Raw genomic sequence first — 23,371 nt, 5'->3', positions numbered from 1 at the left:
CAACTATGATCATGCGAACAAAATTAAAGATTTAGTAGTAGGTACGTCAAACAGTATTCTACTTTCTGAACGATATGAATATGACCAAGCAGGCAACCGTACAAGTGTTAAGGTTGTAGAGAATGGAAAAGAAACAAAGTCCATAGCGGCAACATTCAATGAAGGAAATCAGCTTGTAAAATTCGGAAACGAATCGTTAACGTATGATGCGAATGGCAATCGTACATCTGATGGAAAGTACAAGTATACATGGAATGAAAATGACCAACTTGTAGCTATCACAAAACAAGGTGAGAGCAATGCATTCGCAACTTATAAATATGATGAGAATAACCGTCGTATTGAAAAGAGTATAAATGGTCAAGTAACACGCTACTTCTATGATGGCGATAGCATTAATCCGTTATATGAGACGGATAGTAGTGGAAATGTTCTTCGTCAATATGTATACTCCACAAGTGGTACACGCTTAGCTATGAAATCAAAAGGGCAAACACTATACTATCACTACAACCCACGTGGTGATGTAGTCGCGATGACAGATCAAAATAGAGAAGTTGTAGCAACGTATGAATATGATGCAAGGGGTAATGTATTAAAGAGTGAGACGAAAGGTATCGCCGCAGATAATCCGTTTGGATATGGGGGATACATGTATGATAAAGAAATTGGAATGTATTACTTGATTGCGAGGTACTATAATCCAGACCATGGTGTGTTCTTATCGGTGGATCCGGATGGACATTGGGCATATCGTCTTTGGGTGACGACACGATTGTGGATTTATGATGACAGAACAGCTTATGCTAACTCTAGGGGAGTAAAAGCGGGAATAAAGGGTTGGGCAGAGAGCTATAGTTTTAATTTTATGGGTGGAGGGAATTTTGTTAGTAAATTGGGATCGTTTATAACGGGAGCATCTAAAGGGTGGAAACAATCTAAAACAAAATGTAAGGTAAAGGCGTCCCAAGTAAAAGTTGGAAATCGAAAAGCGATGCAAAGTGTGCTGAAAAGTGCAGGTAAACAAGCAATAAAGGCTGCTATAGTAAGAGGTAGTAATAAAGCTGTAGGAGTATCATCTAAGGTGATTTTAAATGCTGTTAAAACTGGCGAAAAAGTTATACAAAGTGGCGGTAGAACTAAATCTACTAGTAAACAGGCTGTAGTAGTTTTAAATAAAAAAGGTAAAGTAATTACAACTTTTGCTAAGGGTTCAAAATAAACTGGGAAAGGAGAAGATAAGGTTGTTTAAATTAAATAAAGAGATGCAGATTTTATTGAAACAGACATTAGAATCACAAAATAAACATTTACTATGGTTAAATGTTTATGAAGACTTAAGTATGATAGAAACTGAAAAAATAAATAAATTGAGAGATATTATAGTAGATGAATTAACGGAAAAAGGTTTTGATGAACGAGACAATATAAACGATTTGGGAAGAGCATTAGAAGAGCTAATTGATATCTTAGGAAATTTAATACCTTAGAAAATGTTAAGCTGTATGGCAACGTTTTTAGCAGATGGAAAGTTCCGTTAATTACAGAATGAAAGATTATATAATTTTTAACAATGCGCTTAATACGAGCGTAGCTATGATTAGAGAGTTTTGCATGTGTAGAATAACTCCAAAAATATAAGGATATATTCTGAGGGCGTATGATTATATATTATATTTATTGATTCGAATCTTTAAAAGGAGAGGAAACATGGAGAAAATAATAGGGATTATTCTGATTATAGGTGGTATGATTCCATTAATTTATGCAATGATACAAATCTATCGGCAATGGAAAGAAAAAGGACCTTCTTTTTCCCTTAAATCAATAATTTTCCTAGCCGTAAGCATTTTGCTAGATACTGCAACAACTATTATATTGTGTATAGTAACAGTATTCATTGGTATTTGTTTAATTATCTACACATAATAAGTTCAAGAAGGCTAACTTATCGATTGTTACTAATTGGAGGGATTGGATGAACTTCATTTTACATGGATCTAAACATACAGTTTTGGCTTCCGTTTTTGACTCATTTGAAGGTAGGGAAAAAGAGTTTAATTGGCTTATAACAGACATGGAGATTGTCGCACATCAGGAAGAGAAACTTATCCGAGATTATCCTAAAATGTCGCATCCAATAGTTTGGATAGCAGGTGAAGATCTTTCAAATCTCGTAAAGAAATATAATCCTCAATTTATTTGGGGCGTACTATCTGCGTTTGATAAGTCTATAAACATTGATATTAATAATTTGCTTGTAGAGCCCTATGCAAATGGAAACGAAGGGATCTGGGTACCAAGTCCAAATATTCAGCACCCTCAAGCAAAACTTGAAATTGTTTGTTGGGATTCCAGTTTGATGTTGTTATTAAGTAACGATATAAATATTGATGATAAATTTAGAAATTACTTTAAAGAAGCTAGGGATTTAAATGCCTATAATTCGGAATTTTGATTTAAATGGAGACAACATTAATCCGTTATACGAAACAGATATGGAAAAGGGAATGGTATGCATACTCTACAAGTAGCGTATTATAAGGTGAAAAGCGGATTCTCTGTGAGGAGAATTAGATTATTATTGATTTATAAAAACAAATAGGAATAGATAAACTTAATATTATTAAATGAGAATAGTAGGATGGAATAGGGATAAATATAACTTTGAGAGAAAAGAAGGTGTATTATGGAGTTTACATTCGAAAAGGTTCAACGTATTGAAGATGCAAATATATACCGTGTTAGTAATATAACTGATATTTATGAAACAGATTTATTTGATGATTATAATCGTAATGTTGATAATTTAAGTTTACTTGTTCAAGAGAGGATTAATCAGTTTATTGTACATGTAGATAAATCTGAGGAAAAAAATGTGAAAGAAGAAATAGAGTCTAAAAACATTTCCTACACAGTTTTTGATTCGGGAAGAAGGAACATTTTCTTTGTTTTTGATTCTATACCAAGGACAGAAGTATCATATATAATCAAGTATTTTTATGGTGTAAGTATAGAAAATACTTTTGCTATTATCAGTTTAGGAAATAGCGTTGGTATTAAACTAGAGGAAATAAATCAAAGTAAATTGATGAAGTGTTTAATGGGAGAATGTGTTGTACCACAAATCGAATTAGTTCCATCATCGGCGTGTGCATTTATTCAATATGATGGTGCGCTTTTAACAATTGCTAGTAATAATTTCGATATTTATGCAACATGAAAATAATAAGAGGTAATTAAATGATTTTTTTAGCGCAAGGAGATACTGGAGATATCCAAAGTTAATTAATATATATATATGTCGCACCACTTATATTTTTCAGAAAAGGTAACTTTAAGAATATAGGAGGATAAAAGATACATGGATAAAGAATATGAAGAACTCATAGTTAGGAGTTTTTTTCAAAAAAAAATCCAGGATAGAATTATTTTTGAACTAACTTCACCTAAAAAAAGAGTGAAGGCATTAGGGCGTTTGGCGCATAACCATGACACTATCTTAAATTCTATGTATTTTGAATCTATCCCAAAAAATATGGTGTATGCTGAAGGAATATCAACGCAATTAAAAAAATATGGAGCAAAGGATTCTTGTTACGTAATGTCCCTTATTAGTGAAATTGATGGGAGTTTTATGGGATTAGAATGTGCAATAGAAAAAGTTATTTGGTGTGGTTTACCTTGTTTAATTTCATGCATACCGAGTAAATTATTATATTTTCAAGCTGAGCAGGGGAGCGGCCTGCCTGAAAGATATATTCTACGTAAAATTTAAAAGTATATCCCTATAAAAAGATATATAAGGTAGGAGAAAGAGTGGCACCATCAATCCATTATATGAAACAGATAGAAAGCGTCCCCCGCTAAATATTTTAGTGATTCAATCAATTATATTACTTTTCCTTTGGGGGCTTATGCAGTGTGTAAAGAAGTACAGAGGAAAGTGGTATATTACAATGATTGCACTTATTATTTATGGTCTTAGCTGTTATTTTCATATTATGTATGCGAAAACTGTATAGATAATGAGAGGGTATTTGTAGACCTAGTTACATGATAGTAAGAATCTTTAATGAAAATTATAATAAAATGATGTCAAAAGGGAGGCTAAAAGTGCTTATAGAATTTTTAGAATTCATTTCTATCTTGGCTTTAGTAGCTGTATTAACATTAACTGTTATGTTGCAAGATATATTTTTTATAAATATAAATAAACAATATACTGAAACACGTATTGGGGCGATTATTTTTTGTATTCGGATGTTGTTCGGGACATGGGTAGTATTTGTTACAGAAACTACTATAATTGCTGTCTCAAAAGTGACTGCAATTCAATTAATTATTTTACTTCTTTTTTGGGCATGCTCGAAGTATGTACAAAAAAATCGTGAAAATTGGCTAATTACTATAGTTGCTTTTGTTATTTATGGTGTTGGTACATACATGTATATTCAGTTTGCTTTTAGAGGCTATTAATATATCACCAGAAAAGTTAGTGGTTAGAAAGATGCATTTGTTAAATGTGTATATGAAGGAAGAGCGAATATAGGCTCTTTTTCTTTATATATAGGATAGGACATGTATCTAATCCTCGTGGGACAAATCAAAATAGAGAGCGGAAGGAATTATATGAACAAAAAAGAATTAAAATTAAAGCTACTGCAAGATCTAGGTGAAGAGTTAAAAGAAGACGGTTATAAGACTAGGATTACACAACAAGACCTGGTGAAAAAATTTGATAAAGGAAAAATCGGTATACATTTAGCCTTTATCAATCACCTAGAAGATTTTGATGTGACGGTGGATGTGGGAATTCGTTTTGATGAATTAGAAAATATGAAAAATCAATGGGCTGACGGTTTAACAATTAGAGAGAAAAAGGAAACCTATACAATTGGAGTTGATTTAGGGAATTTAGTCTATAGAGAGCAAAAAAGGTGGCGTGTTGAAAAGGAAGAAGATATTTTACCTGTTACTATGGATATTTTAAAAGAAGTTAAGGAATACTTCATTCCATATATTGATAAGTATGTAGATATGGAAAATGTATTTGATTTATGTGTAAGAGATGATGATGAGGCTGGATTAATAGGGACAATATTTGATGGGACGCGAGCACAAAATGCTATTGGATTAGCCTTGTTATTAAATAAAGAAGAGATGCTAGAACAAATCATTGAGAAAAAGAAAGAGTATTTAAAGACGAGGGATAAATTTGAATTGGAGTTATTTGAAAACTTTCTTTTTAATATGGAACTAGGATAGACAAATTTAGTTACTCATTTTGAGGATTATAGTAGATTTGAGTGCTAATATAGTATTGAAGATTTTTCTGCTATTTAATATTTAGAGGTCCTAAATATTTTTAGTTGTGGGGATGTAATTACAATAAGTTTTATAGAAACATTGTGTAGATTAAAGTAGTTCTCTTTTGCAGAAAGTAATGTTGTAGATGATGATTTTAGTGTCTGTAAAGGGATAGAATTTGGTAGCTTTATGGATAAGAGGCATTATTCGCATAAAAATAAGAGTTTTAATGGTATATAGGAGGGGATTATAATGAAATTCCCAAAAGATGAAGATGGACAAGTATTAAATATGTTATACAAGCAAGGTATAGATGTTAATAAAAAACATATAGTAGATTTCTTTATTGCAATTCCTGATCAAGGTAATGGAGAAAAAATAATTGGCAGAGTACAAGCGCTGGGCTTAAATTGTGAGTTAGATTATAATGAAGAATTTGAAGATTGGACATGTACTTGTTCTAAAGAAATGTTCTTAATTTATGAGGATATCGTAGAGATGCAAAAGGAATTGAATAAACTGGGTGAAGAGTTTGGTGGATATACAGATGGTTGGGGTGCATTTGTGTAATATTGAATTTATTTATCGTGATAAAATAAATTAGACTGAGTAAAGAAACTATTTATGGAAACAAGAGCTTATATAAGCTCTTGTTTCGTTGTATATATTAAGATAGCTTAGTGGTAAAAACGTATATGATATGTGGGGGGCGGGCTGCCTGTAAAAGCCCAATTGGTAAGGGCTGATTAAAGTTTCACTTTATATAGGTTTTGAGAGAGTAAGATATATTGTTTGTAGCAGGATCTTGAAGGAAGGAAGCGTGTGATAATTGGCAATGACGGATGAACAATTCGAGAATTATCTTGTTATGTGTTATGACAAATTAGAAAGTAAACAGCAAAAATTCATTTCGGATTATAATATCGATAACTTTGATGAGTATTGGTATGATCAAGATCAATGTATATTACAGTTTAAAAAAAATGGTCAAGTGTTACTTGAATTTAGTGTTGTTTTTATAGGGTCCTGGTCTGGAAAGAGTAACAGTTGGATGTGGTCTTGGGCTAATGAGAATGTGGCTGATTATACAAGAAGTAAGTCTAACTGTTTGAAAGATTTACAAAAGATTACAGGAAGTGAGGTTTTTATAAATCCACTTTTTGAATGCGATCAAGAAATGGCGTATGAGCTAGCAGCCTTTTCCATTGAATATTTAGATGCAGAAGGAATGTATATGGCACCAGGTGAGAGAAGTGATGTATTTATGGCTGTTATGTCACCGCGTGCGTTGTGAGTAAGCATATTAAAAATATAGATAAGGTAGAATGAAAAAGGAGTACAGTTTAATAAATTAATAAAAGGTATCATAGGTCCCTGATGCCATGGTGATAAATTTAAAGGAGTGAATTATATTGCTTGAAGTAAAGTTTTACGATTGGAAAAAAAACGTCCTAAAAAACATTATTTGCTTGTACATGAAATTAGGATTTTTGAGTTGATTTTCGCAAAGAAAGTTAGCGAGTTTGAGATGGGATTAAAAGAAATTGAGAAAGTTACTGTTTATTGTTTAGCTAAGGAGCACACTGATGTTTCATATAAAGTGAATAGGGCATCGGGTGAAATTAGTATACTGGTTCCTTATGATTTTATGAATTTCTTAACACTGGAATCAGTTGAAGAGAAATACAAAGAGTTTTGCAAATTAGTACGCCAATATGTTGTCCCTGGACTTGAAGAAAACTCTACTCTTTCATCATCTGTTGTTAAAGGGTATATAGAGGAATCTTTAGATGAAATTGTGAAGCAAAACTATGAAGGAATATTTTTAGTTGGAAAGACACCTAAGAAAAGTCCAAGCCGTAAGAAGATAGCGATATTAAAAGGAATTCATCGTGTTAAAGGTTTCCAGCTACGATGTGAAGTGTATGATGAAAAGGGATTAAAGATTCGAGATCAATTATTGGTGGAAGAGGTAGGGAATGAAATGGTGTATGCAAGATTTTTGGGTACATTAAAATGGGAAAGTGAAAATCTAATAGTAGTTCAATCTAAATCCAGTAGTTGGAAAGAAGAAATCTATCTTTAATAACAAGATAGCATTTTATAAAAAAGAATGTTTTTGTGTTGAAGAGATTGCGGATTTTACTTGTATTTGAAAGGAGTAATAATATGGATATTTATGAGTTAGCTAATGGTGTAGATTCAAAAGAAAAACTAGTAGAATTCCTGTTTTATCTTCAAAAAGATTTTAAAGAAAATAAAGATGAGTGGGAGAATATAACGTTAGAATCATTGGAAGCATGGCTAAATGATTGTGATGGTGCTTTTCAAAATAAAGGTGAAGAGATGCCTAAAAATATATCATAGAATTTCATAGCGACGGTATTACTCGCGGGATCTTATTATGAATAAGTAAAAAACGAAGAGTCTAAATAGTCCCTTCGTTTTTTTTACTTATTTTTGCTCTACCAATTTTTTATTCTTCCAATCTAGTGTGAACAATTTATTAAATGTTTTTTGATCAACGTCTTTTACGTTGTTTCCAACCCAGTTTGCAGTTCCGAATGTGTAGCCTGGACGAAGTTGGTAATCGTCGGCGTGTTTTGTATAAGCGACTTGTAAGTTAGATTGATCTGTATTTTTTTCAGAGATAACAACAGCAATCATACCAGGAGAGAAACCGCTATTTGTTAATGCTGGAAGTTGATCCATCGGTATTAAATTACCTTTTGCATCAGATTCATATAGGTATGTGCGAGAGTACATGAAAAGTTGGTTTCCATATAAAGAATGATAGGAGTCACGTGTGTAAATACCCCAGTTTTGATTGTTATATCCGTTAAAGAATACGTTCCACTTTACGTTTTTGTTTGTTTGGTCAATTAAATTTGTTTTATAACTAGTTTGTTTATAGCTTACAGAGTCAGACCAAGTGACTTGACCAGTTGCACCAGCTTCACCGCTAGGGCCATTAGGCGTTACAGAAGCTTTAACAGAGCCACCAAGTTGATAAGATACGCTAGATGTTACAGTCGTTTCTTCTACAGCATTTGTAGGTGCTACGTTAAAGAAACGAGCGCTGTTATCTTGAAGGTTAAATGCAACATCATATTGTGAAGGATAACGTAATGTTGCACTAGCGCCAGGGATTGGGTAGTTATCAATAGGTGCATCACTTATAGTAGGATTTGCTTTTAGAAAACTACCAGTTGTATTAATAACGGCAATCTGTTTATCAGCGCTTGGATCATCGATAAAAGTTACCTTTAAAGACATTGTCATATTATCAGCTTGATCATTATTAAATGTATTATAGCTCGTATGTGTTTTTGCATTTTGCCCGATATCTGTTACAACTTGTGACGTCGTTTGAGCGTAAGTAGCAGGTGTTGAAAGAGTTACAGCACTACTAGCAAAAACAGCGGATAATGCTAAACATTTTAAGTAGGTTTTAGAACGTTTCATACAATCACTTCCTTTTATCTTTGTCGATATATGTCGTATTACATTTATATCGTAACATGAAAATAAAACGTAATGGATGGTTATGCATAATTGCATAGATGAGTTTTGAAGGATAAAGATAATAGAATTTCATCCAACACTTAAGACTCGAAAATGTCCATTACAGCCGTTCTTAAAAATTTTAAGACAATATGTTTATCAATGTTCTTATTCTGAAGATTGAAGTGCTTAATATTTACGTTATAAGTGCATAACAAGTTATAATAGAAGAAATCAATAAGGAGGCTGGCTGTGAAGAATCTTCGTTATCTCAATATATTTACCATATTAATTATATACACACTACTTATGTTTTACATCGGCTGGAACGGATGGGTTTGGCTTCATGCGGTATTTGGCTGGGAATCTTGGGGATATTATGCTTTCATAGTCGCATTTATTTCATATGCGTACATTCTCGTGCAAGTGTTTAAGTTTCTGCCATTTCTGCGAACGATAGGTTCGATTTGGTTTGCGGTTATACAATATGCACTTATGTTGTTGCCATTAGCTGATATTATGGTCTTTCTTTTACAGTTTTCAGTGGAGAAAGAAGCAGCAATTATTTGGACAGGGGCGGCTGTGATAGCTGCATTTATCTTTATCTTTGCGTACGGAGTATTTAATGCGTATAGTCCGGTAGTAAGAAAGTACGAAGTGCACATACCGAAAAAAGTAGAGGGGCGTAAAAGTTTACGCATTGCGATGGCTTCTGATATGCATTTCGGTAAACTGTCTGGCGTTTCACATTTAAAAAGACTTGTTCGTCATGTAAATGAGATGGAACCTGATATTATTTTGCTGCCAGGTGATATTATCGATGATCATCCAGGTGTGTTCATTCAAAAGAATATGGGACCAATCATGAAACAAATGAAAGCACCATTAGGTGTATATGGCGTATTAGGAAACCATGAATACTACGGCAGAGCGGTTCCAGAGTTTTTACAAGAGATGGATAAGATTGATATTCGTATTCTTTTAGATAAAGTAATCACCATTGAAGATGATTTCTATCTCGTTGGAAGAAGAGATAAAACAGAGCGAGATCGCCAAAGCTTTGAAAAACTTATGAGTACAGTGGATAAATCCATGCCAGTTATCGCAATGGATCATCAGCCATTTGAGTTGAAACAGGCAGCGGATGCTGGTGTAGACTTATTGTTATCCGGTCATACGCACCGCGGACAAATGGCGCCCAATCATATTGTAACGAGAAGAATGTACGAGCTAGACTGGGGATACGCACAAAAAGGCGCGTTCCACGCAATTGTTTCTTCTGGATTTGGATTTTGGGGACCACCGCTTAGACTTGGTAGTAGGTCGGAGATTGTGCAGGTAGAAGTTACGTTTGAATAAGGTTAAATAAAAGGGATTATACATATTAATCATGTATAATCCCTTTTATTTTTTATTTCTCAATCGCGCTCTTTACTTAAATATAATCTCAATTAGTTGTTGTGGATGTGCATTAATTAATCCATGAACAATAATAATTACCCATACCTTACGATAACGCGCCCACAAATATCCAAGGAATAGACCTACGATACCAAGGTTCACAATGACCGTAGCTGTATCAATATCCCAATGACCAGAGCCATGTAATGCGATATGCCAGCTTGCCCATAACAATGATGTAAGAAGAATAGCCGGCCAAGTACCTAGTAATAATTCCAAACGTGTTTGCAACCAAACTCTATAAAAAATCTCTTCAAGTAGACTATTTATAAGAAACCCTACAAGTAAAATGGAGATTAAAATCGTCGGTTCCATTTTCATTGAAACAAATGGTGTAGAGAATATAGAAAAGAAGTTGAAGTAACCCCAGATTATAATGACAATAAGTGGTGTAAACTGATACCATCTAATATCCCCTGTTGATTTTACTTGCTTTGGTCGTTCTTTTTTATAAAACAAAAGCAGCATTAATGGAGTGAATAATAATAAAATAATTTTAAATATCATAAACCACAATTGTAATGCCATTCCTTCAAAGTTCGTGGTGAGAAGACAAATCGTGAAGAGGGAGCCACTTAAGAATAAGATAGCAGTTTGAATTATGATGCGCCTTGGTTCAAATTGTTGAAGGGGATTATAGTTTTTATGATGAAATGGTAGGAAACGGACAAGGAGTATACCGACAATAACAGGGATCCACTTGTACCAAAAAGGGATTGTGCCCTTATGATCTCCACTGTAACGAATGTTCGTTTCTCCAATCCATATAAGCCAAAGAGATGAAAGCAAGATAATAAGCATAATGATACCGCCAATTAACTTCCCCGCTTTTGGAAAATAACTGTCCATAGTTATCCGACCTTTCATATTATAATTGTAAGTCAGTTTCTAATTGACTCTATTCGTTGCTTTTTTCTTTAATAAATATGTATGTATAAATCTATTAAAACAAAAAAGAGGGGGTGTGAAAATATTTTCTTTTTTATGATTGAACTTGATAAGAATAGGAGAACCTGCTTTTTTTATAAAAACAAAACGTTTATATTCAAATTGCAGAATAGTATATTTACGCTTCTTCAAAAAAGAGATAATATAAAAAGACTTTGCTTGAAAAGGGGGATTGTAAGTGATCATATCAGATGTACTATACGGAAAATTTGAAGTGGATGCAGTGCTAGAAGAATTATTTTTAAGTAAGCCTATGCAAAGACTAAAGGGAATTCACCAAGCAGGCGCAAGTTACTTAATGAACGAGAAATGGAATGTAACTCGTTTTGAGCATTCAGTGGGTGTTATGTTATTAGTGAAAAAACTAGGTGGTTCAGTAGAAGAACAGATTGCTGGTTTACTGCATGACATATCACATACTGCTTTTTCCCACGTGATTGATTATGTTTTTGATAATGAAGATGAAAGTTATCATGAAGAGATATTTAGTTCTGTTGTGAAAAACTCAGAAATTCCAGCGATCCTTGCGAAGCATGGTTATAACTATGAAGATATTTTATTAGATGATTCGAAGTGGACGTTACTGGAAAGGTCAGCGCCAGAATTATGCGCAGATCGAGTGGATTATACGTTACGAGATATGTATACATATGGGTATATTTCTTTAGAAGAAGTTCATAGTTTTTTAGAGGATGTCATCGAAGTAGAGGGGAAAATGGTTCTTCAAAATATCGAAATAGCGGAATGGTTTACAGAAACGTATTACAAAGAAGTAATCGATTTCTTTATGGAACCAATGAATATTTACGGAAATGATATGTTAGCGAAAACGTTAAAGGTAGCTCTTCATAAAAGGATTATTCATGCAGATGATTTTCTTCTTGAAGATGAGGAGCTTATTTCGAAATTGCAGCAATGTAATGACCCCGAAGTAGAAGCTTTATTAAGCAAAGTTCATCAAAATGTAAAAGTAAAAGAAGATAGAAATGATTATGATTTACATCAGAAAAATAAAGTGCGTCTTATTGATCCGCTGTTACTTCGTGAAGGGAAAATTGTTCAGTCGTCTGTTGTATCAGAAAAAATAAGACAGATGAGTGATATCGCTTATGAAAAAGCGGTGAGAGGGATGTATGTGAAAGTGATTGCGGATTAGCAAAAAGAAGGTATCATCACATAAGATGATACCTTCTTTTTATTCATCTAATATTTTCCACTCATTTCCCCAGTCCTTCATCGCGTCAAAAATAGGACGGAGTGTTTCGCCTTTTTTTGTTAGTGAATATTCCACGTGAGGTGGCATAGTTGAATAGATTTTTCTCTTTATAATATTTTCTTGTTCAAGTTCTTTTAAGCGAAGAGAGAGTGTGCGTGGGCTAATGCCACTTAGACGTCTTTCAAGCTCAGCAAAACGTTTAGGACTATAGAACAAATCTCTTAAAATTAAGAAAGTCCACTTTCCACCTATTACAGACATTGTTTTTTCAATGGGACATTTCAATAAAATTTCATCGTTTTTATTTTCCATATAAACACTCCTTACTATATAAAAGTATAGGTACTATATAAAAAATCAGTACTTTTATAATTAAAGTACTTTCTTTATTATAGTTCTAAAGGAATATATAGGTAAATTACTAATTTTTGAAAGGGGAGTTAGCAAGTGGGTGGGGTGGCTAGTAGAAATTCAGATGTTCAAACAAAAGAGAAATCGGGTATTATCATTTTATTCGCTTTGGCAATGGGATTTATTATGGCAACGTTAGATGTAACAGTAGTAAATGTTGCAGTGGTGAATATTCAAGAAACATTAGGACTGGCATTGTATAGTTCGACATGGATTGTCGACGGATATATTTTATCTTTTGCGGCATTATTATTGGCTGGGGGGTCATTAGCCAATCGATTTGGAGCAAAAAAAATATATATGATTGGTTTAATTATTTTTGTGTTCGCATCTCTTTTATGTGTGATTGCTACAACTGGGAACATTCTTGTTATGGGGCGGGTAATTCAAGGTGTTGGAGCGGCTTTATTTATGCCAAGTTCACTTAGTTTATTAGTAGTATCATTCCCGGATGAAAAGAAGAGAGCTAAAATGTTTGGTATATGGTCGGCAATTGTATCCATTGCTTCTGGTACGGGTCCTTTTATTGGTGGCCTTTTAGTAAATACATTTGGTTGGCGAAGCATTTTTATTATAAACCTTCCAATTGGGATGATTGGTATTGTAGTGGCTTTTGTAATTATTCCAAATGTTTTACCGGAAAAGGAGAAAATAAATGTAGTGAATCATTTAATCGGTATAATTGCAATAACATTATTGGCGTTTACTCTAATTGAAGGTCCAAGTTATGGATGGTCCTCGTCTCAAATTTTAGGAGGAATAGTAGGGACGGTATTAACCGCAATTCTCTTTGTTTATGCAGAACGAAAGTCAAAAAACTCGGTTGTGCCAAGAGTGTTGTTCCAAAACGAGACGTTTACCTCAGCGAATATAGTTGGGTTTCTAATAAACTTTGCTTTATTTGGCGGAATATTTATGTTTGGACTCTTTTTACAAAAAGCATACGGAGCAAGTCCATTTGTAGCAGGATTACAACTATTGCCGATGATGAGTGTATTTGTTATTGGAAATTTATTATTTGCAAAAATGGTGACTAAGTTTGGATCAAACTTGCTATTATTCATAGCGTTATTTATAGCTAGTATAGGATCTGTATTATTAATGTTTCTAGTGAAAAATGTGAGTTATATAGGAATTGCACTCATTTACAGTGTTGTTAATCTTGGAATCGGTATAGCAGTACCTGCCATGACTACAATTGTAATGAAATCTGCCGGTCGTGAAAATGGCAATATGGCTGGAGCAACTTTAAATGTAAATCGTCAAATTGGTGCATTAGTCGGTATAGCGATTATGGGAATCATTTTAAATGAATCATCGAATTGGTACAGAGGGGCAAGCTATAGTTTTTTAGTTATTGGGCTTTCCTATCTATGTGCAGCATTTTTAGTTTGGAAGTTTGTGGAGAGGGAATAAAACAAGTAGAGCATCACTTCTAGATGCTCTACTTGTTTCACATTACTGGTCAAACCAATTCCAAATCTCAATATCTCCAAGAGTCGCATAACGTACGTGCGGGGAGTTTTGTAATTTTAATAACTCTTTCGACGGGCCAGTAATAACAATTCCGTATACTTTTACACCGTTCTCTTTTACATACTCATAACGCTTATCTAAGTTCAGCTCTTTTTCAAGAGTCCAAGTAGTTTTACTTACAGTTTTTTTATGCTCAGAAAGAATGCGCATCATTTCGAGTACTTCATCTTCTTTTGTCTTCGGTCGTTCTGCTTCACTATCAGGGAGGTTTATATGTTCTGGAAATCCGATAACCTCTCCGCCATGTAGGATGAAATCTTCCTCATCTATTCTCTCTTGTCCTGTGTCTAAAGCGTACCATACAGGAGTTGGTGGCATTTCTTGTGCTTCAAATGTGCTATATAGAATAGATTCTAATTCTTGTAAAGTGTAAAGTTTGTCAAAAGATATCGCTACTTCTGCAACGGTTCCCTCATGTACTTTTGCAAGTGTATCCCACACTTTTTTAGATGGTTCTTTCAAATGATCACCTTGCTTTATTTTCGGATGAACAAAGGAAAGTTTAGAGTAATTCAATTTGTTTGCCCAAGATTTATTTGTAACAGTTACAGACGATAAGAAGCTTTTCGTTGTTACTGTACCGAATTGAACTTCTTTTTTGCCGACAGTTTTAACTAAATTCATTTCATTTTCTGTACGGAAAAAGGGTTTGATTTTTGTACTGCCTCCAGTGGAACGAATATTTGGAATTGTTGCTTCTAGTGCGAGTGCTGGAATCTCATTTACTTCAGCTAACTTTTTCATATTATTGAAGTAAAGAGAAGATGAAAAATGATCGGCAAAATAGATTGCTATACAAACCGCAAGAACAAAACTAACAGTTTGCCAACGCTGTTTCCATTTTATTTTCCAAAATGGGACATTAAGATTTTGTGGTGGTAGTCTTTTCTTGATCGGTGCACTCTTCGTAAGCAATTCATCCAAATACACTTCACATTCCTCACAAGTCTCTATATGATTTTCTAATTCTTCTTGTTCATCACGTGTGAGTGTTCCGTTTTCGTACTTCTCCCATAGTGTTTTAAATTCTGCACATCCCATCTGTATCACTCCTCTATGTTTCTCGCTTCTTTCCGTCCGCGGTGTAATTCAATTTTCACTTTCGCTAATGAGAGACCGGTCATTTCTGCTATTTCTTTATACGAGAATCCATAGTAATCTCGTAGTAGTAGGACATTTCGTCTTTCGAGCGGAATAGAAGATAAACTTTCTAACCAACTAGCGATCTCAAATTTTACGAAATATTCATGTTCTGTACTTGGCACGTTTGGTAAATGGAATTCTTCCACTGTAGTTGTTTTATATTTTTTTTCTTTTCGATACCAATCGATAAAGGCGTTGTAGGCTATTGTAAATAACCACGGCCTAATTTCTTCACCTTTATAATAATCAATATGGACGAGCATGCGGTAAAAGGTTTCCTGCATGAGATCTTCAGCAAAATGAGAATCTCCGGTTAGGGAGAGAAGATAGCGAAATAAATCATGCATATGATCTGAATAAATGTCTTCTAATGATTGTTTGCGTTTCACTAATTTCCCTCCCTTCATACATAACAACGAAATACATATAAAAAAGTTACAATTTTTTATGGAATTATAGTAAAAAACGTCAAGAATTGGATTGCGTTCTCTTTTATCATAATACATATAAGGCGGGTGAACAGAGATGGAAAGCTATGAAACACAAATTCAAAGGTCAATTGATTATATTGAGGAAGATGTAATGGAAAAACAAACGCTGCGTAATTTAGCTCGCATTGCAGGTTTTTCTGAGTCGCATTTTCACCGTGTATTTCAGGCATTAGTAGGTGATACAGTAATGGAGTATGTTCGAAAGAGGAGGTTAGCCCGGGCAGCTTATCAACTTTCTCATACGGATGAAAAAGTTATTGATATCGCGTTTGAACATGGCTTTCAATCTCACGAAACGTTCACGAGAGCCTTTAAAAAATTATTTCAAATGACACCGAGTGAATATCGAAAACAAGAAATCGAAACACCGATGTATTACAGAGTGAATGTAAAGCAAAGAAAATTAAATCCGTATTTAGGGGGCATACAAATGGAATATCGTATTGTAAATAAACCAGAATTTTTAGTGGCGGGTTATGAATTGAAGACGACAAGTAAAGAAGGGAAAAACCATCAAGACATTCCAGTATTTTGGCAAGAATATTTACAAAAAGATCTTGGGACAACAATTCCCAATCGTAAAGATACGAGCCAATGGGTAGAGCTTGGATTATGTACTGATTTTAATTTAGAAACAGGGGACTTCACTTACATTATCGGAATGGAAGTTACAGACTTTGAAAATGTACCAAATGAAATTGCGAAGCGTACTTTCCCGGCAGCAACATATGCAGTATTTACAACGCCGAAAGTTCCTCATGAAGAAATGGTATCGTCTATTCACCAAACTTGGAATGCAGTATTCTCAGAATGGTTCCCGCATTCAGGATATGAACATTGCGGTGTTACGGAGTTTGAACTGTACGATGAGCGTTGCCACGAAGATAAGAGTGAGTTTGCACAAGTAGAGCTTTGGATACCGGTGAAGAAAAAATAATAGGGTAAGAGCGAATCGTTGGGAGATGGTTCGCTTTTTCATAAAGGGGGAAATGGGAAAATGTTCAAAAAACTAGAATGTGTATCTATACATACGAAAGATATAGAAAGATCAGTTTCTTTCTATAAAGAAATGGGAATGAAGCAAAACTGGATGATAGAAAGAGAATTAGAAGAAGGGGTTATTTGGACGTTAATAGGATTGAAGTTTCCAGATGAGAAAAGTTCGGAGTTAGTAATAAGCAATCATCCGGATATTAATTTTGCGGAAGTCGAAGTATTAGTAGAAGATGTACAACAAACGTATGAAAGTTTAAAAGATAATAAAGATGTAAAATGGATTCGCGAACCATTTCCAACAGAATCAGGACATGTTGCAGTAATGGAAGCACCTGATGAGAATGTGTTTGTGTTAGTAGGGAAATAGCTGAAATATGGAGTGACCTTTCATAGTGAGTTATGAAGGGTTATTTTTAATTTGTATAGTAGTAGAGGAAGTAGGTTAGTATTGTCGGTAAGTCGATATATCTAGAAAATCGCTGATATAATTCGAGTTGCGCCGATATATTCAAAAAATCGCCGATATAATTTCATATACCGCTAAAACACCTCAAAAAAAAACGATCCACATAATTTCAATTACCGAAAAATTCTCCCAGAAAAGAAAAAAAGACGCCACATAGCGTCTTTCCTACGAACGAAACGGAAATACAAGAATAATCGTCGTTCCTTTTCCGAGTGCACTATCAACGGAAATTGTCCCGTTATGAGCATGAACGAGCTGTTTTGTAATGGCTAGGCCAAGTCCAGTTCCGATGTTGCTTTCTTCTGTGTTTGTTCCGCGGTAATATCGTTCAAATAGAAGTTCTTTCGTTTTTTCATCCATTCCTTTTCCGTCATCTGAAATGGAGAGTGTAAAGGAATTAGCGTTTTGTGATAATTTTACGATGACAGTAGTTGTTTCGTTATTATGTTTTACAGCATTTACGAGTAAGTTTTCAATAATACGCTGGAACCATTTTTCTTCAATGAAATATTGAATTTTATTTGAGCTCGGTACGAATTCAATATTTTGATTTTGGAGTGTTGGATTGTTAATAAATTGCAATAATACTTTTTGAACGAACTGATTGATTTCAACGTTTACGTGTTGGGCAGGAAGGCTGTTATTTTTTAATTGATACGTTAAGCTTAAATCATCAATTAATGTCGTCATATATTGAGATTTCTCTTTCATAACACTACCAAATTGCTGAATATCACGATCAGTCCAGTTATATTGATTCGATTCGAGTAATAGTGCGTAGCCATATATAGAGCTAAGTGGTGTTTTTAAATCATGCGTTAGACCGGTAATCCATTCTTCTCGTGTTTGCTGAAGTACTTGCCTCATCGCATCGTTTTTTTTGAGTGTAATAGAAAGGTGTTCTAGTGAACTTGTTACATCTCTAAACAAACGGAATGACCATTTTTCTTTACCAGATCGCCGGAACCTGACAGGTTTTCCTTTTTTACTAATGGGTTCTTCATACTTTCCACCAGCGATATTTTTAAGCCAGCGCATCGCATGTAATAACGGTTTCCCGAATTTATTACCGTACCAAATAGAAAGAATGACTAAATAAACAAATACGATAAGAAGGATTAATCCGCATCCGATGAGAAACTTCTTAGTAAATACATCTTCAATTTCGTCATCTGGATAGTAGTGATCATTTTTCGCAGTCACAACGAGAAGGTTGCCACTATTTGCATCGTAAAAGCTAGACGTGTTTTCTTTATGATTCCACGGTTCTTTTTCATTAAGGGCGATTTGTATTGCTGAAAATGTTTTTTTCTTTCCAGCTGGATAGGCAAAAACCTCTTCGCCATTTTGATTAAATATTTGAAGTGCTGCTTTTTCTTTAGACAGTAACTGTTTTTCTTGATCTGTTAATGTAAACGAATCCATCGTTAAAGAGGAGTGATCCTTTTGAATTGCTGTCAGTAACGCATTGCTTTTTAACATACCACCATAAATAACAAGTACTTTCTTTTCTTCTAATTCAATTTCCCAATATGTAAATTTATAATTACTTTCGATATGATGTTGTATATATGCGACTAAAGATGTCTTCGTATAAGCATTCGGAACATCATTTGGTGTATTAAAGTGGTAGAGGATTTTTCCGTTTTCATCTACAACTTGGAGCCAATCATTTTTCTCCTTTATTAAATCTTGCACTTCAGATTGTAACGAAATATGCCCATCTTCTGAAGAGATGTATCTTGAAATTGTAAAACTATCAGAATCTGGAATATTAGGTTCGTATAAAGTACTAGTAAGAAGAAAAATTAAATAAGTAAAAGCAGCAACTACAGCGATAAGTAATGTAACTAAAACAAAAACGTGTTGCATGATAAATTGAATAATAAGTCGTTTATTAAAATTCATATCGTCACCCTACTTTGTAACGAACTTATAACCAAGCCCGCGAACGGTTTTTATATATTCTGGTTTACTTGGATCTTGTTCAATTTTTTCACGTAGTTTTCGAATGTGGACCATAACAGTGTTGTCATCGCCATTATAGGCAGGAGCTCCCCAAACTTTTTCATATATTTCCTCTTTCGAAAATACGTAGTTCGGATTCTCGCAAAAGAAGAGTAGTAGTTGAAAGAGTTGAGCGGAACATTCGACAATGTGCCCATCTACTGTTAGTTCTGCAGAGTGCTGATCAATTTCAAATCTTCCAAATGAAATCGAGTGTGATTTTTGTTCGTGTGGTACGGTTTGTTTCATATGTCTCCGAAGCTGTGCTTTCAAGCGTGCTACTACTTCTAATGGATTAAAGGGCTTCGTAATATAATCATCTGCACCGTATGAAAATCCGGATATTTTATCTAAATCAGATGCTTTTGCTGATAGGAAGAAAATTGGACAATCTGTTTGTTGGCGAATGATTGGACAAATATCAAAACCAGATTGTCCAGGAAGCATTACATCTAAAATAATTAAATCGTAATTGTTTTGCTTAGTTAGAGATAAAGCTAGTTCAGCTGATGTTGCAGTTGTAATATGAGAAAAACCTTCTTTTTCAAGAATGGTAGTTAGTAATTGTAAAATTGCTGTTTCATCATCAACAAGTAAAATATTTGCTTGGTACATAAAAATCCCTCCTAATTTTCTCGAATATCATATCATCATTTTGTAACTTATGGAATTTTTAAGGAAATTTTAAGGTTTTCTTTCGCAAAAAATTAAGAATCAAATGATATGATAAAAGTAACATAGGGGAGGAGATGAGTGTGAATCCGTTTCAAGTGATGCGAGCTAGATATTTTTTAATTGTATTTGCACTATTAATTTTAATAGCGAGAAGTAGTGGCGATTTGCTAACAAGTATATTTCATATACAAAATTCTTCTTTTATAAATATCCTTATATTCTATATCCTTCCGATCGTATGGATTTTTTATGAGTATAGAAAGCATCGCATTTCATTTTCATTGTTTGTTAATAAAAATGAAACATTTAACTTGGTGCAAGTTTTATACATTACGATTATGCTATGCATGTTTAGTTACGGGTATCTTATTTTGTATATGTATAGTTTTGCATGGATTACACCGGACTTTATTATGAATGCATTGCATGAACCGATTATAGATAGTACTGGGGGATATGTATATCAAGTCATTAGGGTCGTATTCATCGCACCAATTATCGGGGAGTTTGTTTTTCGCGGATTTTTACTTCAACGTTTTGCAACAAAATGGGGAACGAGCATAGCGACCATCGTTGTAGCAATATTGTTTGCGTTGTTACATGTTGATTTCCTCGGTGCAGCCATATTCAGCATCGTATTATCAATCGTATATATTCGTACGAAAAGTTTACTCATGCCAATTGCAATACATATGTTAAACAATGCATTTGTAATGGGTGCGTCTTTTTTAATAAGTAGAGAAAAAATTATGAGTTTTGCCGATTTCTCAAATTACACGACATTCTTTCCTGGACTTATTATTTTTATAACAGGATTAAACTTAGTACTTATCTTTTTATTTGTTAATCGTAAATATTGGAGTAAAGAAGTGCCAGTTATATATGCAGAGCAGGAAAAGAGCTTTTCAGATGTAGTGGGGAGTAAATGAGATGAAGAAGACGGTTGAAAAAATATTAAAAGATATTATAGATGCTACGTCTATTACAGATATGTGTGATAAAAGCGTTTGTCATTGGCTTCAACCTGTAGTAGATACGATTGTGTTTCCAGAGTATTACTTATTTTCTAGTACTGATTTAAAAGAAAATATTATTTCTCTTCTTATTGTGTTCGGGGTTTTACTAATATTTGGTCTAATTGTAGAAGAAATGATGAAGCGCATCTTCAGAAAGAATGAAGAGAAGTATATGTGGATTCATAAAGTATTCGAGAAAGTAATGGTGGCTTTCCTTTTGTTTTATGGTATAAAAACAATCATTTACTTTATAGCTTTGAAACATCATTAATTCGAAATTTGAAAGGGATGTATAAAATTATATGAATGAAACGATATCATCAAATAAGTTTTTTTATTTGATTTTACTTAGTCTAGTGTTAATAACGACAGTGAATGTTATTTTGCGCTGGGAGGAAGCTTATTTTTTCATGTATTTAGCGCTCCATTTGTTGGGGATTTTATGCATAAGTGGTGGAGTCGTTACTGAAAAAAAGAATGAAGAAAGCGTTAACTATATGTGTGTGATCGGTCTTGTTTTACTTTTAGCTGTACAGGGTATTATGAAATATAGTTCTTTCTCTTTACAAGATTTTAGTTTATTAATAGATGTACTTCCTTAAAGAGGCTTTTTATGTTATCTAAAAAGCAAGTAGGGTACGTGTTGGTTTGCAAGTGCGATCCTTATTCCGGATTGTGAACCGAAGAAAGTGTTTAAAGATAGGTAAAACTCTTCTTATGTAGAAGAGTTTTTTTATGTAAATAAAAGGATTTCGAGCAATTCACATAATAAGCTTGTTCTAATTTAGCGTGTACGAACTTACAATAATAATAGACAGGCAGCATAGAGGAGGGAATAGCGTGAGGAAGGTTATTGGTTGGTCGCTTTTTTTGTACGTTGGATTTGCGTTACTTATATATTGGTATTTATTTGGATGGAATCATGAACTTATTCCGGACATGTATAAAGGAACAAGTGCAGATCCAGAAACGTTTATGAGTGCGAGAGAGCTTACGCTAAGCCAAGATTATTCGCGCGTGAAAAATTTACTATACTTTTTAGCGACGCCTCTTGAATGGATTATTTTATTGTTTGTACTTGTGCTAGGTATTTCAAGAAAGTTTGAGAAATGGTCGAAGGAAACGACTAAAATAAGTGTCTTGCAAGTTGCGATTTATTTCTTTTATTTATCATTACTGACAACAGTGCTTGCCTTACCGATGCAATGGATTGGCCGGAAAGTGTCCGTTGATTACGGCATTTCAACGCAAAGCACACAAAGCTGGATTAAAGATCATGTTATCGGTTTTTGGGAAAGTTATGCGACTATGTTAATTGTAGTGACCGTTCTATTATGGCTTATCCGTAAATTTCCGAAGAGATGGTGGCTAGCAGGGTGGGCGCTCTCTGTTCCATTTACAATCTTTTTAACATTCATACAGCCTGTCGTTATTGACCCACTGTATAACGACTTTTCGACGCTGAAAAATAAAGAATTAGAAACGAAAATTTTAGCGATAGCAGACAAAGCGGATATTCCTGCTAAACACGTATATGAAGTAAATATGTCAGAAAAAACGAATGCATTAAATGCTTACGTAACAGGAATTGGCCCTAACGCCCGTATTGTAATGTGGGATACAACGCTTAAGCAGTTAAAAGATAAAGAGATTTTATTTATCATGGCTCATGAAATGGGGCATTATGTTATGAAGCATATATATTTTGGCGTTGCAAGTTATGTATTGCTATCGTTTATAGGTATGTTTTTAATTAGTCGTATTATAAATATGTGTATTCGCAAATGGGGAGATACATTGCAAATTTCAAAGGTAGCATGTTTCTCCATTTTACCTTTATTTTTCTTAATTTCTTCTGTACTCTCTTTTGCAGCACAACCAGCAACAAACTATGTTTCACGTATAGAAGAAAGAGCGGCAGATCAATATGCTTTAAATATGACGAAGGATGGGAAATCTGGTGTGAAAACTTTTCAATATTTATCAAAAACAAGTTTAAGCCAAGTAAATCCGCCTGCGTTAGTGAAGTTTTTCTTATACACGCACCCACCAATTTTTGAAAGAATTCATACGTTTGAACAATATGAGAAACAAAGAAAAAAGGAGTAGCTATTATGCTACTTTTTTTTATAGAAAAATAAGTTTTATATTGGGAATATTTATCATTGCTTTTTACTGTGATTTTGTAAAT

27 protein-coding genes and 2 pseudogenes are annotated in these 23,371 nt (G+C 33.9%); 21 read left to right on the top strand and 8 right to left on the bottom strand.

What is annotated here, in order from left to right; translation table 11 throughout:
* The 12 genes and pseudogenes from IBT51_RS16500 to IBT51_RS16445 all read left to right on the top strand — a co-directional run.
* A partial coding sequence (locus IBT51_RS16500; RefSeq protein ID WP_234472623.1) for an RHS repeat domain-containing protein occupies window positions 1–1,222 on the top strand: 1,222 nt, incomplete at its 5' end.
* Window positions 1,223–1,244: 22 nt separating this feature from the next.
* Complete coding sequence (locus tag IBT51_RS16495; RefSeq protein WP_200458435.1) at window positions 1,245–1,490, top strand: hypothetical protein; 246 nt, start codon at window positions 1,245–1,247, stop codon at window positions 1,488–1,490.
* A gap of 220 nt (window positions 1,491–1,710) precedes the next feature.
* Entirely contained in the window at window positions 1,711–1,929 is a 219-nt protein-coding gene (locus tag IBT51_RS16490; RefSeq protein WP_200458434.1) for a hypothetical protein, read from the top strand.
* A 49-nt stretch (window positions 1,930–1,978) separates the two neighbouring features.
* Window positions 1,979–2,458, top strand: coding sequence for a hypothetical protein (locus tag IBT51_RS16485; protein WP_200458433.1), 480 nt, complete (start codon window positions 1,979–1,981; stop codon window positions 2,456–2,458).
* Between the two features lie 231 nt (window positions 2,459–2,689).
* Window positions 2,690–3,223, top strand: coding sequence for a hypothetical protein (locus IBT51_RS16480; RefSeq protein WP_000397230.1), 534 nt, complete (start codon window positions 2,690–2,692; stop codon window positions 3,221–3,223).
* 141 nt (window positions 3,224–3,364) lie between these two features.
* Window positions 3,365–3,778: a hypothetical protein gene (locus IBT51_RS27070; protein ID WP_234465768.1), complete on the top strand. Its 414-nt coding sequence runs from the start codon at window positions 3,365–3,367 to the stop codon at window positions 3,776–3,778.
* Window positions 3,779–4,116: 338 nt separating this feature from the next.
* Window positions 4,117–4,479, top strand: a complete 363-nt coding sequence (locus tag IBT51_RS16470) for a hypothetical protein (RefSeq protein WP_200458432.1) — start codon at window positions 4,117–4,119, stop codon at window positions 4,477–4,479.
* Between the two features lie 153 nt (window positions 4,480–4,632).
* Window positions 4,633–5,268, top strand: coding sequence for a hypothetical protein (locus tag IBT51_RS16465; protein ID WP_200458431.1), 636 nt, complete (start codon window positions 4,633–4,635; stop codon window positions 5,266–5,268).
* Between the two features lie 294 nt (window positions 5,269–5,562).
* The gene (locus tag IBT51_RS16460) at window positions 5,563–5,880 is read left to right on the top strand and encodes a ribonuclease E inhibitor RraB (RefSeq protein ID WP_200458430.1); all 318 of its coding nucleotides are present in this window, start codon (window positions 5,563–5,565) and stop codon (window positions 5,878–5,880) included.
* A 259-nt stretch (window positions 5,881–6,139) separates the two neighbouring features.
* On the top strand, window positions 6,140–6,604 hold the full coding sequence (locus tag IBT51_RS16455; RefSeq protein WP_001251757.1) for a DUF6882 domain-containing protein: 465 nt from the start codon (window positions 6,140–6,142) through the stop codon (window positions 6,602–6,604).
* 118 nt (window positions 6,605–6,722) lie between these two features.
* A pseudogene (locus tag IBT51_RS16450) lies at window positions 6,723–7,396 on the top strand (hypothetical protein).
* An 83-nt stretch (window positions 7,397–7,479) separates the two neighbouring features.
* Window positions 7,480–7,677 carry a DUF7660 family protein gene (locus IBT51_RS16445; protein WP_069355186.1) on the top strand — a complete coding sequence of 66 codons (198 nt, stop codon included), beginning with the start codon at window positions 7,480–7,482 and terminating at the stop codon, window positions 7,675–7,677.
* Between the two features lie 87 nt (window positions 7,678–7,764).
* Here IBT51_RS16445 and cytK2 read toward each other — a convergent pair whose 3' ends face one another.
* Together cytK2 and IBT51_RS27315 are read right to left on the bottom strand one after the other, a co-directional pair.
* Complete coding sequence (cytK2, locus tag IBT51_RS16440) at window positions 7,765–8,775, bottom strand: beta-channel forming cytolysin CytK2 (protein ID WP_200458429.1); 1,011 nt, start codon at window positions 8,773–8,775, stop codon at window positions 7,765–7,767.
* 143 nt (window positions 8,776–8,918) lie between these two features.
* A pseudogene (locus IBT51_RS27315) lies at window positions 8,919–9,032 on the bottom strand (TetR family transcriptional regulator); the annotation flags it as partial.
* 34 nt (window positions 9,033–9,066) lie between these two features.
* Here IBT51_RS27315 and IBT51_RS16430 point away from each other — a divergent pair.
* Window positions 9,067–10,173, top strand: a complete 1,107-nt coding sequence (locus IBT51_RS16430) for a metallophosphoesterase (protein ID WP_200458428.1) — start codon at window positions 9,067–9,069, stop codon at window positions 10,171–10,173.
* Between the two features lie 72 nt (window positions 10,174–10,245).
* Here IBT51_RS16430 and IBT51_RS16425 read toward each other — a convergent pair whose 3' ends face one another.
* Window positions 10,246–11,124 (bottom strand): CPBP family intramembrane glutamic endopeptidase, encoded by an 879-nt coding sequence (locus tag IBT51_RS16425; protein ID WP_088022526.1) that lies wholly within the window; start codon window positions 11,122–11,124, stop codon window positions 10,246–10,248.
* Between the two features lie 277 nt (window positions 11,125–11,401).
* On the opposite strand from IBT51_RS16425, the gene IBT51_RS16420 reads away from it, so the two are divergent.
* Window positions 11,402–12,379 (top strand): HD domain-containing protein, encoded by a 978-nt coding sequence (locus tag IBT51_RS16420; RefSeq protein WP_197242075.1) that lies wholly within the window; start codon window positions 11,402–11,404, stop codon window positions 12,377–12,379.
* Between the two features lie 39 nt (window positions 12,380–12,418).
* Here the strand turns inward: IBT51_RS16420 and IBT51_RS16415 are convergent, their stop codons facing one another.
* Window positions 12,419–12,751 carry a winged helix-turn-helix transcriptional regulator gene (locus tag IBT51_RS16415; RefSeq protein ID WP_064532861.1) on the bottom strand — a complete coding sequence of 111 codons (333 nt, stop codon included), beginning with the start codon at window positions 12,749–12,751 and terminating at the stop codon, window positions 12,419–12,421.
* A gap of 135 nt (window positions 12,752–12,886) precedes the next feature.
* Between IBT51_RS16415 and IBT51_RS16410 the strand changes: the two genes are divergently transcribed.
* The gene (locus tag IBT51_RS16410; RefSeq protein WP_200458427.1) at window positions 12,887–14,266 is read left to right on the top strand and encodes a DHA2 family efflux MFS transporter permease subunit; all 1,380 of its coding nucleotides are present in this window, start codon (window positions 12,887–12,889) and stop codon (window positions 14,264–14,266) included.
* A 42-nt stretch (window positions 14,267–14,308) separates the two neighbouring features.
* Here the strand turns inward: IBT51_RS16410 and IBT51_RS16405 are convergent, their stop codons facing one another.
* Window positions 14,309–15,427: an anti-sigma factor gene (locus IBT51_RS16405; RefSeq protein ID WP_064532865.1), complete on the bottom strand. Its 1,119-nt coding sequence runs from the start codon at window positions 15,425–15,427 to the stop codon at window positions 14,309–14,311.
* A gap of 5 nt (window positions 15,428–15,432) precedes the next feature.
* Window positions 15,433–15,936 (bottom strand): RNA polymerase sigma factor, encoded by a 504-nt coding sequence (locus tag IBT51_RS16400; RefSeq protein ID WP_003269770.1) that lies wholly within the window; start codon window positions 15,934–15,936, stop codon window positions 15,433–15,435.
* 118 nt (window positions 15,937–16,054) lie between these two features.
* On the opposite strand from IBT51_RS16400, the gene IBT51_RS16395 reads away from it, so the two are divergent.
* Both IBT51_RS16395 and IBT51_RS16390 read left to right on the top strand, forming a co-directional pair.
* A complete protein-coding gene (locus IBT51_RS16395) occupies window positions 16,055–16,957 on the top strand; it encodes an AraC family transcriptional regulator (RefSeq protein ID WP_000446842.1) in 903 nt (300 codons plus the stop codon).
* Between the two features lie 60 nt (window positions 16,958–17,017).
* Window positions 17,018–17,383: a VOC family protein gene (locus IBT51_RS16390; RefSeq protein WP_200458426.1), complete on the top strand. Its 366-nt coding sequence runs from the start codon at window positions 17,018–17,020 to the stop codon at window positions 17,381–17,383.
* A gap of 264 nt (window positions 17,384–17,647) precedes the next feature.
* Here IBT51_RS16390 and IBT51_RS16385 read toward each other — a convergent pair whose 3' ends face one another.
* Entirely contained in the window at window positions 17,648–19,390 is a 1,743-nt protein-coding gene (locus tag IBT51_RS16385) for a sensor histidine kinase (protein ID WP_001010445.1), read from the bottom strand.
* Window positions 19,391–19,399: 9 nt separating this feature from the next.
* On the bottom strand, window positions 19,400–20,104 hold the full coding sequence (locus IBT51_RS16380; protein ID WP_200458425.1) for a response regulator transcription factor: 705 nt from the start codon (window positions 20,102–20,104) through the stop codon (window positions 19,400–19,402).
* A gap of 140 nt (window positions 20,105–20,244) precedes the next feature.
* Between IBT51_RS16380 and IBT51_RS16375 the strand changes: the two genes are divergently transcribed.
* The 4 genes from IBT51_RS16375 (at window position 20,245) to IBT51_RS16360 (ending at window position 23,289) form a co-directional block, all read left to right on the top strand.
* Window positions 20,245–21,093: a CPBP family intramembrane glutamic endopeptidase gene (locus IBT51_RS16375; protein ID WP_197242078.1), complete on the top strand. Its 849-nt coding sequence runs from the start codon at window positions 20,245–20,247 to the stop codon at window positions 21,091–21,093.
* 1 nt (window position 21,094) lies between these two features.
* A complete protein-coding gene (locus tag IBT51_RS16370) occupies window positions 21,095–21,451 on the top strand; it encodes a hypothetical protein (RefSeq protein ID WP_197242079.1) in 357 nt (118 codons plus the stop codon).
* A 31-nt stretch (window positions 21,452–21,482) separates the two neighbouring features.
* Window positions 21,483–21,782, top strand: a complete 300-nt coding sequence (locus IBT51_RS16365; protein WP_001006050.1) for a DUF2101 family protein — start codon at window positions 21,483–21,485, stop codon at window positions 21,780–21,782.
* 238 nt (window positions 21,783–22,020) lie between these two features.
* On the top strand, window positions 22,021–23,289 hold the full coding sequence (locus tag IBT51_RS16360) for a M48 family metallopeptidase (RefSeq protein WP_001233317.1): 1,269 nt from the start codon (window positions 22,021–22,023) through the stop codon (window positions 23,287–23,289).
* Window positions 23,290–23,371 lie beyond the last annotated feature (82 nt).

Source organism: Bacillus sp. S71 (genome assembly GCF_016625265.1).
In the GTDB taxonomy this organism is placed as follows: domain Bacteria; phylum Bacillota; class Bacilli; order Bacillales; family Bacillaceae_G; genus Bacillus_A; species Bacillus_A cereus.
The sequence above is the reverse complement of the archived record's forward strand: the minus strand, read 5'-3'. Positions and strand labels throughout refer to the sequence as shown.